The organism is Streptomyces sp. HUAS ZL42 (genome assembly GCF_040782645.1).
In the GTDB taxonomy this organism is placed as follows: Bacteria; Actinomycetota; Actinomycetes; order Streptomycetales; family Streptomycetaceae; genus Streptomyces.
The window spans coordinates 3,820,545-3,835,970 of record NZ_CP160403.1; the positions used below are offsets into that span (position 1 = coordinate 3,820,545).

General features: G+C 70.1%; 12 protein-coding genes. 4 read left to right on the top strand and 8 right to left on the bottom strand.

Features of this window, described 5'->3' with window-relative positions; translation table 11 throughout:
* Window positions 1-4: 4 nt before the first annotated feature.
* Window positions 5-634, top strand: coding sequence for a TetR/AcrR family transcriptional regulator (locus ABZO29_RS17335; RefSeq protein ID WP_367321100.1), 630 nt, complete (start codon window positions 5-7; stop codon window positions 632-634).
* A 33-nt stretch (window positions 635-667) separates the two neighbouring features.
* Window positions 668-1,393, top strand: a complete 726-nt coding sequence (locus ABZO29_RS17340) for a Mut7-C RNAse domain-containing protein (protein WP_367321101.1) — start codon at window positions 668-670, stop codon at window positions 1,391-1,393.
* Here ABZO29_RS17340 and ABZO29_RS17345 read toward each other — a convergent pair.
* From ABZO29_RS17345 to ABZO29_RS17370, 6 genes are all read right to left on the bottom strand, one after another.
* Complete coding sequence (locus ABZO29_RS17345) at window positions 1,390-3,834, bottom strand: galactose oxidase-like domain-containing protein (protein ID WP_367321102.1); 2,445 nt, start codon at window positions 3,832-3,834, stop codon at window positions 1,390-1,392. The genes ABZO29_RS17340 and ABZO29_RS17345 overlap by 4 nt on opposite strands.
* Window positions 3,831-5,021 (bottom strand): glycosyltransferase, encoded by a 1,191-nt coding sequence (locus ABZO29_RS17350; RefSeq protein WP_367321103.1) that lies wholly within the window; start codon window positions 5,019-5,021, stop codon window positions 3,831-3,833. Before ABZO29_RS17350 ends, ABZO29_RS17345 begins: the two co-directional genes overlap by 4 nt.
* A complete protein-coding gene (locus ABZO29_RS17355) occupies window positions 5,018-6,667 on the bottom strand; it encodes an ArnT family glycosyltransferase (protein WP_367321104.1) in 1,650 nt (549 codons plus the stop codon). The genes ABZO29_RS17350 and ABZO29_RS17355 overlap by 4 nt, the downstream gene beginning before the upstream one ends.
* Complete coding sequence (locus ABZO29_RS17360) at window positions 6,664-7,941, bottom strand: glycosyltransferase (protein ID WP_367321105.1); 1,278 nt, start codon at window positions 7,939-7,941, stop codon at window positions 6,664-6,666. Before ABZO29_RS17360 ends, ABZO29_RS17355 begins: the two co-directional genes overlap by 4 nt.
* 192 nt (window positions 7,942-8,133) lie before the next feature.
* The gene (locus ABZO29_RS17365; RefSeq protein ID WP_367321106.1) at window positions 8,134-10,167 is read right to left on the bottom strand and encodes a thioredoxin domain-containing protein; all 2,034 of its coding nucleotides are present in this window, start codon (window positions 10,165-10,167) and stop codon (window positions 8,134-8,136) included.
* Window positions 10,168-10,204: 37 nt separating this feature from the next.
* Window positions 10,205-10,327 (bottom strand): hypothetical protein, encoded by a 123-nt coding sequence (locus tag ABZO29_RS17370; RefSeq protein WP_367321107.1) that lies wholly within the window; start codon window positions 10,325-10,327, stop codon window positions 10,205-10,207.
* A gap of 110 nt (window positions 10,328-10,437) precedes the next feature.
* On the opposite strand from ABZO29_RS17370, the gene ABZO29_RS17375 reads away from it, so the two are divergent.
* Both ABZO29_RS17375 and ABZO29_RS17380 read left to right on the top strand, forming a co-directional pair.
* A complete protein-coding gene (locus tag ABZO29_RS17375) occupies window positions 10,438-10,716 on the top strand; it encodes a hypothetical protein (protein WP_367321108.1) in 279 nt (92 codons plus the stop codon).
* A gap of 276 nt (window positions 10,717-10,992) precedes the next feature.
* Window positions 10,993-14,193 carry a tetratricopeptide repeat protein gene (locus ABZO29_RS17380; protein WP_367321109.1) on the top strand — a complete coding sequence of 1,067 codons (3,201 nt, stop codon included), beginning with the start codon at window positions 10,993-10,995 and terminating at the stop codon, window positions 14,191-14,193.
* 28 nt (window positions 14,194-14,221) lie between these two features.
* Here ABZO29_RS17380 and ABZO29_RS17385 read toward each other — a convergent pair whose 3' ends face one another.
* Together ABZO29_RS17385 and mca are read right to left on the bottom strand one after the other, a co-directional pair.
* Entirely contained in the window at window positions 14,222-14,476 is a 255-nt protein-coding gene (locus ABZO29_RS17385) for a hypothetical protein (RefSeq protein ID WP_367321110.1), read from the bottom strand.
* A complete protein-coding gene (gene mca, locus ABZO29_RS17390; RefSeq protein WP_367321111.1) occupies window positions 14,469-15,350 on the bottom strand; it encodes a mycothiol conjugate amidase Mca in 882 nt (293 codons plus the stop codon). Before mca ends, ABZO29_RS17385 begins: the two co-directional genes overlap by 8 nt.
* Window positions 15,351-15,426 lie beyond the last annotated feature (76 nt).

A 15,426-nucleotide genomic window follows, 5' to 3' on the forward strand; every position in this document is an offset into this window, starting at 1 on the left:
CTGCATGACGCCCGCACGCACCTCTTCCTCCACCGACCGTCCCCAGCTGGGACTTCGCGAGCGGAAGAAGATCAAGACCCGGACGGCGATCCGCGACGCGACGTACGCGCTCATCGAGGAGCAGGGCTACGACGCCACCACGATCGAGCAGATCGCCGAGCGCGCCGAGGTGTCGCCGTCCACCGTCTTCCGCTACTTCGCGACCAAGGAGGACATCGTCCTCACGGACGAGTACGACCCGGTCATCCTGGAGGAGTTGTCCGCCCGCCCCGTGGACGAGCCGTGGGCGGACTCCCTGCGGCACGTGGTGAAGAAGGCCGTCGGCTTCGGCATGGCGCAGGAGCCCGAGGTGACCAGGGTGCGGGCACGCCTGTTGGTCGAGGTCCCCGCGGTGCGCTCCCGGATGATGCAGACCATGTCGGCCACGGGCCGCATGCTCTGCCATGCCATCGCCGAGCGCACCGGCCTGGACCCGGACGGCCTGGAGGTACGGGTCTACGCGATGGCCCTGATCGGCGGGATGCACGAGGTCTATCTCTACTGGGCCGAACACGACCACCCGGAGGATCTGGCCGGCCTCGTCGACCGCGCCCTGGACGTGATCGAACACGGCCTCTCCCCGAAAAACTCCTGAGGCCACACCCCTCCGCCGTGACATCCTGACCAGGTGAACGGTCCCGAGATCCGCGTCGAATTCGCCCCCGAGCTGCGTCTGTTCCTGCCCAACGGGAAGCGTGCGGGCGACACCCCGGTCGTCACCGACGGCGTCTCGACACTCGGCCACGTCGTCGAGTCGACCGGCGTCCCGCTGACCGAGGTCGGCGCGCTCGTCGTGGACGGGCGCGAGGTGCCGGTCTCGTACGTGCCCGCCGCGGGCGACTCCGTGCAGGTGCGGGCGGTCCAGCGCCCCCAGCGGGTTCCCGGCGCCCCCCTGCGCTTCCTCCTCGACGTCCACCTCGGCACCCTCGCCCGCCGGCTCCGCCTTCTCGGCGTGGACACGTCGTACGAGTCGACGGACATCGGCGACCCGGCCCTCGCCGCCCGCTCGGCCGCCGAGCAGCGGGTCATGCTCAGCCGCGACCGCGGCCTGCTGCGCCGCCGCGAACTGTGGGCGGGCGCCTACGTCTACAGCACCCGCCCCGAGGACCAGCTCCGCGACATCCTGGACCGGTTCCGGCCCGAGCTGCGGCCCTGGACCCGGTGCACCGCCTGCAACGGCCTGCTCAGGGAGGCCAGCAAGGACGAGGTCGCCGACCAGTTGCAGCACGGCACGCACCGGTCGTACGACGTCTTCGCGCAGTGCCGGGAGTGCGGGCGCGCGTACTGGAAGGGCGCGCACCACGAACAGCTGGTGGCCATCGTGGAGCGCGCCCTCGAGGAGTTCGCGAGCTAGCTCGTCCTCACGTCACCCTTTCCGCAGGCGATGCCGTCCTTGTTGCGGTCCAGACCGAGCGGGTCGTCCCTGCCGTTGACCTTCAGACGGCCGTAGTCGTTCGTCTTCAGCCAGGCGCACCGCGCGGCCGTCGTGTTCTTCACCTCGTCCGGGAAGACGGTCGGCACGCAGACGTTGATCGAGCCGTAGTGCCGGTCGCAGCCGGAGACGGTGGGGCTGACCTTCTGCGACGTCCGCTTCTTGCCGGGACCGGTGACCTTGCCCGTCAGGTCGTCGGCGAAGGAGTGGATGTGCGGCGTGGTCGCCGAGTCGGTCGACGACACCGAGAACAGCGACGCCGACTCCGCTGAGGCGGCCAGCGCCGCCGGGCCCGTCAGGTGCACCCACTTCGCCACCGACGGCACACCGCCCGCGTCCACCGCGAAAAGCATGTACCAGCCGGGCGGGGCCAGGTTGGGGTTGCTCGTCACGTTCAGGTCGATGTCGTTGCCGTCGACGGACAGGGGCAGGTCCACGAACCGCTGGTTCGGGTCGGACGAGTGCGTGACCGCGGCCGGGCGGATCAACTCGGCCTTGGCGATGGGCCGGTCGACCGTGATCCGCTGGGTGTCGCCGTAGTTCCACTCGGTGTCGATCACCGACGTGATCGTCGGGCGGGTGCCCTTGAGCAGATAGGGCGGGGTGTAGATCGACACGTTGTGGTTCCAGGTGCCGTTGCCCGGGTTGTCGCCGGTCGACATCACCCGGCCGTCGGGCAGCAGGAACGAGGACGAGTGGTAGCCGCGGGCCTGCGGGTCGGCGGCCACCGGGTCGAAGGTGTTGGTGTTCGGGTCGTAGATCGACGACTCGAAGACCGGGTCGGCCCGGTTGTGCAGCGCGCCACCCGTCTCCAGCACCTTGCCGTCGGGCAGGAGTACGGCGGAGACGTACATCTTGCCCTGGTTGCCGGTCTCGGCGACCTTGCCGTTGCCCAGGTCGACCGTGCCCTGCGGCAGCGGCGGACCGGCGACGTACGCCGGGTTGGCCTGCTTGAGGTCGATGATGTCGGTCAGCCGGTTGGCGTCCGGGTTGGAGTCGATGTTGCCGCCGCCGAGGGTGAGGACCTTCTGGTCCTGCGCCGGAGGCAGCAGCACGCTCGCCGACTGGTCGCGCTCGTCCTTGTTCTGCAGGCCCGGGATCTGCGTGACCGTGTTGGCGTTGTAGTCGTAGATCGCGCTGCCGGTGCCCGGGATGTTGTTGCCGAAGACATGGCTGCCCGAGTAGAAGAGGCGGCCGTCCTGCATCAGGATCATCGACGGGTACAGACCCCAGTACGACCAGGTCTGGTTGACCTTCCACAGCGGCTGCCACTGCTGCTCGGCGTCCGACCAGTACTCGGCGGTCACCGAGCCGGTCGAGTCCTCGCGCAGACCGCCGAAGGAGAGGACGTCACCGTTGCCGAGGACCGTCGCCGACGGGTACCAGTGGCCGTCGTTCATGTCGTTGGTCTTGCTGTAGGTCTCGGTGACCGGGTCGAAGATGTACGAATCCTTGAAGCCTTCGTAGCCGTGCCCGCCCGGGAGCGGGTACGCCTTGTTGCCGCTCATCACCAGCACGCGCCCGTCCTGGAGCTGCACATGGCCGGCGCAGAACATGTCTTTCGGCGTGGGGATGACCTTGTACGTGCCGTTGACCGGGTCGTACACCGCCGAGGTGAACGTGCCCGCGTTGAACTGCTCCTCGCTGTTGCCGGAGCCGGCGATCAGCAGCACCTTGCCGTTGTTGAGGACGACGGAGTGCATGGAGCGGACCGGGTTCTGCGTGGGCAGCACGTCCCACCTGCCGTTGGCGCACTCGTCGGCGGTGCCGGTGCAGGTCGCGGGCGGGAGGACGTCGGGGACCTGCTCCATCGTGTAGTCGTCGGTGGTCACCGAGCCCGTGCCGTACACCGACACGCCCCAGGTGATCAGGTCGGTGCCGGCCGGGACCTCGGGGGTGCGGACGCCCGCCTGGGTCCAGGCGGAGGCCATGTCCAGGGTCTTCAGGTCCGTCCAGTACTGCCAGCCCGCCGTGGTGTCGTGCCGGAAGAGGGTGACGGAGGTGTCGGGAGTCGTCGACTTGTACCAGAGGGACAGGTCGTACTGCTTGCCCGGCGTCACCGTCGGCGCGCACGCCGCCGTCTCGGTGATCAGCGCCTTGCGGTCGCCGGAGACGCGGCGGGTCAGCTCGACCTTCATGGCCTTGCCGCCGGAGTGCGCGTCGGACGTCGTGGTGAACGTGAAGTCGTTGTCGCCCCAGCCGGACTTCTCCCAGCAGTAGGGCATGCCGTCGGTGCCGGCGGTCTCGAAGCCGGGGTTCTTGATGAGGTTGGCGGCGGACGCTGGTTGGGGTGAGGTCAGCAGCAGACCCCCCGTCAGGCCCGCCACCGCCAGGAAGGCGGTTCTTCTTCGGCGCTTGTTCACACGGCTCTCCTTGCTGTGCGGCCCCCGCGAACGCCGCCCGTCCGGCGTCGCGGAAGATAGACCAGCGCTTCGGTGCCGACGAAGCGCAGGACGAACGTCGTCACCAGCGCGAGCGCGGTGGCGGACAGTGCGCCCATCCCGAACCGGCCGACCAGCAGCGCGATCAGCGGGATGCGCAGCACCAGGTCGGCGTTGGCCAGCAGCGCGAACCGGCCGAGGCGATCCCACCAGTGCCGGTGGGCTCGGCGGTCACGGAACAGCAGGTGCTCGATGAGCAGGAAGTTCCAGGCGACGCCGAACTGGTTGGCGAGGATCTCGGCAGGCACGTAGTGCATGCCGAGAGCGGTGAGGGCCCACAGGCCGGCCAGGTTGGGGACGAAGCCGGACGCGCCGATCAGACCGAAGCCGATCATGCGTGCGACCGGGGAGGCGGTGCGCAGCCCGGCCAGATGGCGCAGGAAGCGCATCCCCTCCTGCGCGGTCGACTTGGACTCGCCGGCGAACCGGTCCTGGAAGACGAACGGCACCTCGCTGACCGTGCGCGGACGGCTGCGCACGGCGAGTTCGAGGAGGATCTTGTAGCCGAGGGGCTTGAGGACGTCCGCGGTGACCGCGCTGCGGCGGATCGCGAAGAAGCCGCTCATCGGGTCGCTGATGCCGTGCAGCTTGCGCGGGAACAGCGACTTCGTCAGCCAGGTCGCGCCGCGCGAGACGGCCACCCGGTAGCTGCCCGCGAGCCCGGCCCGGCTGCCGCCCTTGATGTAACGGGAGGCGACGACGAGACCGGCGTTCGCTCGCTCGCCGGTGGCGACCAGTTCCGGTACCAGCGACGGCGGATGCTGGCAGTCGCCGTCCATGACGACGATCCAGTCCGACCCGGCCGCCTTCAGCCCCTCGACCACCGCACCGCCGAGGCCGCCGACCGGCTCCTCCCGGTGGATGACGGTCACCGGGAAGGGGCAGTCCTTCGCCGCCTCGCGGATCACCTCGGGGGTGTCGTCCGTGGAGTCGTCCACGAAGACGACCTCGCAGGGCAGCCGGGACGGCACCGACTCGGTGATCTGGTGCAGCAGCTGACGGATGTTCGCCGACTCGTTGAAGGTCGGTACGACGATGGTGACGGCGCCCGGCTCGGCGACCTCGGAGGCACTTACGTCCGGGACGGGGGTCGTGTACTCGTGGGTCATCGGACGCCTCCGGACGTCGTGTCGATCTGGCGGATCTCGATCCGGTCCTCGCCCGTGCCGAAGACGGCCACCGGCGTCGAGTGCTGCAGGGCCTGCTTCACACCCGGCAGGTCTGCCGCGTCACGCCGTACCGTCGGCGAGGCGACCACGTAGTCGAGGTCCCGCCACCCGTTCGGCATCGTCTTCGTCACCGCCGGGTCGAGATCGGCCTTGTAGAACCAGATGACGCCCAGCCCCGGCTGGTAGCCGGCGTGCACCAGGTCCAGCCAGAGTGCGTCGTCGACGAGGACCCGGGCGTCCTTCGGGTCCTCCACCTCGGTGGTGAGCCACTTGGAGGCGGCCCGGTAGGAGGCGTTTGCGTCGGCGGTGACGGCGGTGCGGTCGCCCTCGTACCAGTGCGGTACGACGTACGCGCCGGCGGCGAGCGCGAGGACGGCGGCGAGTGCGTACCGCCCGCGGGTCGTCCACCGCTGCTCCTGCTCGCTGCGCCACCGCTTCAGGACCGCGTGGGCCACCGAGGCGGTGCCTCCCGCGAGGACGAGGGCGAGGAAGGGCAGCGCCTGGATGATGTACATCGCGGGCAGGTAGCCGCTGGGGCGCATCGCGACGACGGCGAGGATCGCCACCGCCAGGCAGGGCCCGGCGAGCGCGCGGGCGGTGACGGACCAGCGCCAGGTCGCCAGGAGCAGCAGGGCGCCCGCAAGGCCGCCGATGATCAGAACGCGGTCGTAGTAGAGCCACGACTGCAGGACGCCGTACGAGCCGGAGCCCGCGTCGAGGATGAAGCCCGAACCCGGCCTGGACATCTGGTACTTGATGCCGTCCATCAGCGAGACGTGCCCGCTGCCCGGGAACAGCTCTCCCTTCAGCAGGGCGAACAGGGGGTAGGAGAACCCGATGAGCGCGCAGGCCGTGAGGGCGCCGGTCAGCGCGAACTTGCGGGTGTCGCGATGGCTGTGCCGCCACATGGTGAGGAACAGGGCCGGCAGGATGACGAGCATCGTCTCCTTGGTGAGCACGGCCGTGGCGGCCGCGATACCGGCGCCGAAGTGGTGCCAGAGATGGCGGCTGGGCGAGGCGGCGAGGGTGAACGCCAGCAGGGTCCACATCACCGCGAGGTTGTCGAGGAAGATCTCCCGCTGGAGGACGACGGACAGCGGGGACAGCCCGAAGATGGCCATGCCGAGCCCGGCGGCCCAGCGGGGCAGCGCCAGGCGCCGGCCCAGCACGTACATCAGCACCGCGCTGACCGCGCTGACCGCGAGCATCGCGATCCGCATGGTGCCGACGGTCATCCAGTCGGGGTTGATCAGCGACGGTATCCAGGTCAGCAGGGCTATCTGGATCCAGCCGAGGGGCGGGTGGTCGTACCAGTAGGTGTAGTGGGCGAGGCCCCTGCCCTCCTGGACGGCCCAGGCCTGGGCGAGATAGGTGCCCTCGTCGTCGCTGAGGGTCGGGTAGTCGGCGATGTTCCAGCCCTGTACGACGAGGATCGCCACGAGGAGCACACCGCACAGGACGAGGTCGGGACGTGAGGACCGAAGCCGCCGCGGAGAGACTGTTCGGTCGGTCGAACGCACTTCAGGCGCAGGCCTGCGCTGCGCGGGGACCTTGGGAGTGGTCACCGCGGGAAGGGTGGAGGTCACGCAGGAACGTCCTCTCGGAGCTCTCGGTTCACTTCGGCCGATGTGAGATGCGCGCCGACATGAGTCGTCAACTCCCAGTCGTTACGGCCGCGTTGCTCACGCCACACGGCGCGGATGGCGGCCCCGGCGAGGAGCACCTGGTAGAAGGGACCGCCCACGACGAGCTTCAGGTAGTGGACGAAGCGGACGCGAAGGCCGTACTGCTTGCCGAAGTCGTGCAGCCCCACGACCTCGAAGACGAAGGTGACGAGCGCGGTGACGGCCGGCAGGAAGGTGATGAAGGCGATGCCGACGGGCACGTCGAGGAAGAGCGCGATCGCCACGTTGAGCGGGATGATGACGCCGGAGAAGGCCTGCAGGAACGGCGTCATGAGGGTGTAGCGGGCGAGCAAGCGCTGGCCGAATCCCGGCAGTTGCTTCCAGTCCTTCTTCCGGTACACCTGCAGGAAGCCCTGGTTCCAGCGGGTGCGCTGCTTGAGCAGCGACATCAGCGAGCCCGGGGTCTCCTCGCGGGTCACCATGTCGGAGTCGTAGGCGACGACGACCTTCTTGCCGACGCTGGACAGCCGCACGCCCAGATCGCAGTCCTCGGCAAGGCAGTTGGGGTCCCAGCCGTCGGCCTCCCGCAACACGTCGGTCCGTACGAAGACGGTGTTGCCGCCGAGCGGGATGAACCCCTTCTGCGCGTGCAGATGGAGCCGGGAGCGGAACCAGAAGAAGTACTCCAGGCAGTTGCGCAGGCTGTACCAGCTGGAGTGGAAGTTGATGAGCTGGACCCCGCCCTGCACGACGTCCGCGCCGGTGGTGCGGAACGCGTGGTCGACGTGGGAGAGCAGCTCCGGATGGACCTGGTCCTCGGCGTCGAAGACCCCGACGACGTCGCCGCGGCAGTGCGGCAGCGCCGTGTTCATGGCCTTCGGCTTGTTCTTCTTCTCGTGGGTGTCGACGACGACCCTCACGCGCGGGTCGCGTTCGGCCGCCCGCTCGGCGACCGCCGTGGTCTCCGGGTCGTCGTGCCCCACGATGACGATGATCTCGAAGTCGGTGTGTGTGGACTCCAGCAGTCGCTGGATGGTGTGGTCCAGCACGGCCTGTTCGTGCCGGGCCGGAAGCAGCAGTGAGAACGAGAGGTGCTCACCGCCGTCCGGTCTGCTGAACCGGGTGGAGGCGAGCACCTCGGGCGTACGCCACGCGTGCATCTGCCACCACAAGGTGAAGGCCGCCATCCAGAACAAGGTCAGCGAGACGGCAGAAATGAAGACAGACGTAAGCAAAAGATCCCCCCAGATCCCCAAAGCCCCCTGTCGCAACGGTGCGTCACAGCCGTTGCGTCATGGCGGAGATCTTATGGGCGTTCTGTGAAGTGCGCAGGCTCATTCAGTGAAGAGCGTGTTTCATCACAATGAGTCTTCAGAGTGAACAATCCGACCGCTGGTCTCGTTTGGGAGGGTTGCGCATCTGTCGTTTCAGCTGATCAGCGCAGTGCGCAACCGGTCCGGATCCGTGGTCGGGGCGTCGCAAGTGAAGTTACGGCAGACGTACGCGGTCGGTTCACCCTGCAGCAGAGAACGATCGGCGAGCAGCGGGAACTCGTCACTCTCAGGAGTGCCGTACGCCACGACCGCACCGGGAGCCGTGCCCAGAAGTGCCGTACGGTGCAGGGACTTTGTGGCGGGATCGTCCAGGGCCGGCCCGACCACGGCGACCTCGCGCGGGCCGTCGAGGAGAGCCTCCGCGACGGCGAGCCCCCAGCCGATGAACCGCGGCACGCGCGGCCCCAGCGCCTTCACCACCCCCAACGCCCGCTCGGCGGCGGTGCGATGGGGCTCGGAGCCCGTCTGGGCCGCATAGCCCAGCAGGGCGCCCGCGGCGGCGGTCCAGCCGGACGGTGCCGCATTGTCGGTCGGATCCTGCGGCCGGCGGATCAGCTTCTCCGCGTCCGCCGCGGTGTCGTACAGCGCGCCCGACTCGGGGTCGGCGAAACGGGCGAGGACGTGATCGAGAAGGAACCCGGCGAATTCGAGCCACACCCCTTCCCCGGTGACGGACGCCAGCGCGAGGAACCCCTCCGCCACGTCCGCGTAGTCCTCCAGCACGCCCGCGTTGGCGCCGACTTGCCCGTCCTTGCTGGTGCGGGCGAGCCTGGCCTGGTCGTCGAGGTGCAGCCGGACGAGGAGATCGGCGGCCTCGAGCGCGGCCTCGACCAGGTCGGGGCGGTCGAAGTAGGCGCCGGTCTCGGCCAGGGCGGCGATGGCGAGGCCGTTCCAGGCGGCGACGACCTTGTCGTCCCGGCCGGGGGTGGGACGGGCGGAACGGGCCTCGAGGAGCCTGCGGCGGACGTCCGCGACCTTGCCCGCGTCGAACACCTCGTCCTGCTGCGGGAGTTGAAGCACGGAGGAGCCGTGTTCGAACGTGCCGTCCTCGGTGACGCCGAAGTACCGGGCGGCTAGGCGGGCGTCCTCCTCGCCGAGGACGTCGGCGAGCTGCCGGGGCGTCCAGGCGTAGTACGCGCCCTCGACGTGGCGCCCGCTCCCGTCGTCGCTGTCGGCGTCGAGCGCGGAGGCGAACCCGCCCTCGCCGGTGCGGAGTTCACGCACCATGAAGTCGGCGGTCTCGAGCGCGACCCGCCGGGCGAGCTCGGACCCCGTGGAACGCCAGAGATGGGCGTAGACGCGGCAGAGCAGGGCGTTGTCGTAGAGCATCTTCTCGAAGTGGGGCACGACCCAGTCACGGTCGACGGAGTACCGGGCGAACCCGCCGCCGAGCTGGTCGTAGATCCCGCCCCGGGCCATCCGCTCGCACGTGTCCCGGGCCATCTGCAGCGCACCCTCGGCCCCGGTCCGCGCGTGGTGCCGCAGCAGGAACTCCACGACCATGGACGGCGGGAACTTCGGCGCCGCTCCGAATCCGCCGCGCTGCGGGTCGTACTCCCGGGTCAGGCCGAGCAGCGCCTGCGCGAGCTCCTGCTCGCCGGGCGCCTGGGTGCCGCCGAAGGAGATCTCCCGCCCGGCCAGGTCCCGCACGATCTTCCCGGCCACCTCGGCGACCTCGTCCCGCCGCCCGGTCCAGGCCTGGTGGACACCTTCGAGCACCTGCCGGAAGGAGGGCATGCCGTGCCGCGGGGCGGGCGGGAAGTACGTACCGAAGTAGAACGGCTCGGCGTCCGGCGTCAGGAACACGGTCATGGGCCATCCGCCCTGCCCGGTCGCCGCCTGCACGGCCTCCATGTAGACGGCGTCCACGTCGGGGCGCTCTTCGCGGTCCACCTTGATGTTGACGAAGTGGTCGTTGAGGTAATCGGCGGTCCGCTGATCCTCGAACGACTCGTGAGCCATGACGTGACACCAGTGACAGCTGCTGTACCCGACACTCAGCAGCACGGGTTTCCCGCTCTTGTGCGCCTCCTCGAAGGCCTCGGCAGACCACGGCCACCAGTCGACGGGGTTGTCGGCGTGCTGGAGGAGGTACGGGGACGTCTCGTGCGCCAGTCGGTTCGGCATGGTGTCCATCCTGCCGCAGTACCCCGCAGCTCACGCGTCAGGCGTCTCCCGGACGGTGACGTCGAGGTTCCCGCGCCCCGCCGTTCGGCGCGACGAGGACCTTCAGGTAGGCGACGCGGCCTTGGTCGGTCAGCAGGCAGAAGCGGTCGCCTCGCTTCACGTTCGCGGTGTACGTGCCATTGCGGCACGAACAGGTTGGGGCCGTCGAACGACGACGAGAAAATGATGTCCGCGCCCTTGACGACACCGTGCGCCACGACCGGTTTGGCCGTGTCCAGCTCGATGTACGAGCCGATGTCGGTCGTGTCGGCCTCCAGGCCGGCCGGCCCGTACAGCACCTTGTCCGTCTGGGCGCTCTGCTTGGGGGACGCGGCGGGCTGTGCCTCGCCGGTGGACCCCTTCGCCCCGGACGACTGCGCGGAAGTGGGCGCCGACCCCGCGCTCGTGTCGGCCGACGAGCCGCCCGGCCGACTCACCAGGACCGTGACAAGGATGCTCACGACCGGGATGACGATTCCGGCGACCCACCAGGCCCAGCGGGGCTGTTAGGGCTGGGGCTGTTGGGGCGGGTAGGGCGACTGCGGCTGGTAAGGCTGCTGCGGCTGGTAAGGACCCTGTGACGGGTCCGTCGGCCCACCGTTCACCGTGCTCATGTCCCCCGTCTTTCCTTCCCTCTCGTCTCTGCGATCACGATAGCCACGGCCGCCCTCTACACCAATTCGCGGATTCCGCAAGGTGATCGGAGGCCGCCCGCCCCCTCGCACCAATGCGCCGTCCGCAGCACACTTGACCAAGAACGCCGTTGCTGCCGGAGGGGGACGTGACATGCGGGACAGCCATCGGGCGGAGGCCGAGCGGCTGTTGGGCCGGGCCGTCGAGGAAGAGGTGCGGCGCTCGGGCGGCCGTACCGACGGACAGGTACTGATGGCGCGGGCGCGCGGCGCGCTCGAGGCGATGGCGGAGACCGCCGTGGAGGAGTACGAGGCCTACACACGCGCCCTGGACGAGGCGGAGGCCGGACAGCTGACGTTCGGGCAGCGGTACGCCCGCGAGGGCGGGGGGACTCCCCTGCTGGTGGCGGGGGTCGGCGCGGTCGCGGCCGCCGTCGCCGACCTGGCTCTCGGCACGAGCACGGGGACCGCGTTGGGCGCGGGCGTGACCGTGGGTGTGGTGAGCGCGGCGGCGACCGTCGTCAAGGTGGCGGGGTCCCATCTGCCCGCGGCGCACCACCGTGCCGGTGCCGCGGGCCAGCCGGGCGGACCGGAACAGCTGCGGCTGCAGTGGCTGACGGCTCTGGAGGTGCGGGGTATCCGCCCGTTCCTGGATCAGCAGCGTGTGATCATCGCGTCGACCGGGCCGAAGAAGAGCGGCCCGCAGCTGCGCGGCGCGGACAAGAGCGCGGCCGCCCGCGGGCGAAACGTCCTCGATCAGTCGTTCGGTCAACTCCCCGAGCCCGTCGGCCCGTTCGCGGGACGCCGGCAGGAGATGGCGCGGATCCGGCAGTGGGTGCAGGCGGCCCGCGCGAGCACCGAGACACGGCCGACGGTGGTCGTGCTGCACGGGGCGCCCGGCAGCGGTCGTACGACGCTCGCGGTGCGCGCCGCCCACGACCTGCGGGACCAGTTCCGCGGCGCATGCGTGGTCGACCTGCGCGGCGACAGCCCGGAGGAGCCGCCGCTGCCCACCCGCGACGCCCTGCTGCACCTGCTGAACCGTCTCGGCGCACCCCGCGAACAACTTCTGTTCCGCGAGCGCTCCTCACCCGACCAGCAGGTCAAACGGCTGAGCGAGCTGTACCACCAGCATCTGACCGGCCTGCCCGTCACCGTGATCCTCGACGACGCCTCCGACCCGGAGCAGGTCCGCACACTCGTCCCGGAGCGCTCCGAGAGCCTCGTTCTGGTCACCGCGCGCGAACCCCTCGCCCTGCCCGCAGACCTGCCGGCCTGGGTGCACCACCTGCCGGTGGAGAGCCTCGACGCGGCAGGCGCGGAGGAACTGCTGAACTCTGCGGCACGGAACAGTTCGGGACCGTACGACGCCGAGTCCACCGACCGGATCCGGCAGCTGTGCGGCGGGCTGCCGCTGGCGCTGCGCATCGCGGGCTCGTCCCTGGGCCCGCGCTCGCCGCGTGGCCTGGCCTCCGACCTGGGCGCGTACGGCCCCGTCGAACCGGTCGAGCGCGCGCTGTGGCTGCTGTACACCGACCAGACGGACGCCGGGCGGCGGCTGCTGCGCCGGCTGGCCCTCGCAGGGCGCGCCTCGCTCGGCGCCGCCGCGGCCGCCGCGCTGCTCGCCACGGACCGCTCCGAGGCGACCCGTCACCTCGTCGAGCTCTCCCGCGCGGGCCTGATCGACCATGTACGCGGCAGCCGCTACCGCCTGCACGACGTCGTCCGTGCCTTCGCCCAGGCCCGCCTCCTCGACGAGGAGGAACCGGCCGAGCGCACGGCCGCGCAGGAACGGCTGATCGTGAGCTACGCCGAGCTCGCGGACTCGGTGCTGCGCCTGGTGGACGGCAACATGTCGACCCGCTCGGACCGCTTCAGCCCGCACGGCTTCACCTCCCTCGACGAGGCGCTGCGCTGGCTGGACGACGAGTCGAGCTTCATCACGGCGACGCTCAGGCACGCGGAGGGCGTCAACCAGGCGGCCGTACTGAACCTGCTCGGCGCCCTGTGCGACTACTGCCTGCTGCGCGGCGACCTCTATCGCCTCGGCGAGATCAGCGAGCTGGCGCAGGCCGTCGACCAGGGCCTGCTGATCCGCTCGGTGCAGTGGCGCACAGGCATCGCGGCCCGGCAGCTCGGCGAGCTGGACAAGGCCCGCACCACCCTGACCTCGGTGGTCGACCTCTATCTGCAGGCCCACCACGACGCGGGCGCGGCCCGCGCCCTGTGCTCGCTCGGCATCACCCTGCACCACCAGGGCCACCTCACCGAGGCGGCGGCCAAGCTCCGCGAGGCCCTCGACATCCAGGCGGCTCCGGAGCTGTCGACCGACCGTGCCTGGACGATGCACGCGCTGGCGGCCGTGCAGCGGGACCGGGGGCGGGTGGCCGAAGCCCTCGACCTGCTCACCCGTTCGCTGGTGCTGCACCGCGAGGGCGGCTCGGTGCACGGCGAGGCGTGGGCACACTTCCAGCTCGGCCAGCTGGGGCTGCGCATGGGCGACGTGCCCCGCGCGGAGGCGGATCTGCGGACGGCCCTCGACCTGTACGGCCGTACCCGCGACGCCCGCGGCGAGGCCTGGGCCCTCACCCAGCTGGCCCGCGCCCGTCTCGTCGCCGGCGACCCGTCCCCGGCGATAGAGGGACTGCGCCAGGCCGCCGCCCGGCACCGCGACAACGAGGACGCGCGCGGAGGGGCCTGGACGGTCTACTACCTGGGCCAGGCCCTGGAGGAGGCCGGCAATCTGGACCAAGCGGTCAGAGAACTCGAACGCTCACGCACCCTCTTCTCCCGTATGCGCGACGTCTACGGTCTGGCCTGCGCCCGCCATCACTCGGCCCGCGCGACCAGGGACCAGCGGGCGGCCCAGACGGGCTCGCTGCGCAACTCGGGCTTCGCCCGGCAGCTCCTGGTGGACGCCCGCGCCGACTTCCAGCGCATCGGCGTCGCCCACGGCGAGGCCTGGACCTGCCTGGAACTGGCCGTCGTCGAGGCGGGCAACGCCCGTACGCAGCAGGCGCTGGCGCTGTGCGACGAGGCGGCCGGGCTGTTCACGTCGTACGAGGACCGGCGGGGCGAGGACTGGGCCCGCTTCCTGCGCTGCACCCTCCTCCCGTACGCCGCTCCCGGCGGCGTCGAGGTCGGCACGGCGGTCGCCCAGGAGGAACTGACCCGGCTGGCCCGCTCCCGCCACCCCCTGCGGGACGAGAAGCTGACCGACTACGTGGAGGCCTACCAGCTGCTGCTGGAGCGGGGCGTGAACCTCGAGGCGGGCTGGCAGGCATGGCGCCTGGGGATGACACCGGACCGGCACGCCCGGGAGGTGATGGGAGTGGCGGCACCGGCGAGGCAGTGACCCCGCCGGACATGCTCCAGCCCTTGCTCTAGCCCTGCTGCGGCTTGAACTTGCCGGAGGTCTTCTTGTCGGAGGCCTCCGCCTCGGGATCCGGGGTCTCCTTGAAGTCGACCTTCCCCATGTGCCGGTTCATCGACTTCATCAGGCCCCACACCGCCACCGCCATCACCGCGAAGACGATGAAGCCGAGGACGCCGGGAGTGACCTTGTTCTCGTCCACCTCCTTGGCGAGGGGGACGAGGTGCGTCATTGCCAGGCTCACGCTTGCGCTCATGTCAGGCATTGTCGCGGATGCCCGCAAAGAGGTCGTCCTCGGGGAGGGAGGTATCGACGAGGGACTTCGCGAGCTCGTACTCCTCCGTCGGCCAGACCTCCTTCTGGAGCTCCATCGGGACGCGGAACCAGCCGCCGTCGGGGTCGATCTGCGTGGCGTGCGCGATCAGCGCCTTGTCGCGGATCTCGAAGAAGTCGGCGCACGGGATGTGCGTGGTGAGCGTGCGCTCCTTGCGCTGGAACTCCTTCCAGCGCTCGAGCCACTCCCCGTACGGCGACTCCAGGCCGCGGTCGAGCATCGCGTTGTGCAGCGCCTCGGTGCGGGGGCGGTTGAAGCCCTGGTTGTAGTACAGCTTCAGCGGCTGGTACGCGGGGCCGAACTCCGCCTCCGGGTACTTCTCGGTGTCCGCCGCGCCCTCGAACGCCACCATCGAGATCTTGTGGGTCATGATGTGGTCGGGGTGCGGGTAGCCGCCGTTCTCGTCGTACGTGGTGATCACCTGCGGACGGAACGAGCGGATCTTCCGCACCAGCTCGCCGGCCGCCTTGTCGACGTCCTCGAGGGCGAAGCAGCCCTCGGGCAGCGGCGGCAGCGGGTCGCCCTCGGGCAGGCCGGAGTCGACGAAGCCGAGCCACTCCTGGCCGACGCCGAGGATCTCGCGTGCCTCGTCCATCTCCTTCTTGCGTACCTCGTGGATGTGCTCCTCGATGTACTTGTCGCCCTGCAGCTTCGGATTGAGGATGGAGCCGCGCTCCCCGCCCGTGCAGGTCACGACCAGCACGTCCACCCCCTCGGACACGTACATCGCCATGGTGGCCGCGCCCTTGCTCGACTCGTCGTCGGGGTGCGCGTGGACGGCCATCAGTCGCAGCTGGTCAGTCAAGACTCAATCCTCGGTAAGTCGGCGCCCGGTGTGCAGAGGCGCAATCGGCGGCTTCTATAGTGACCGAATCGGGGGG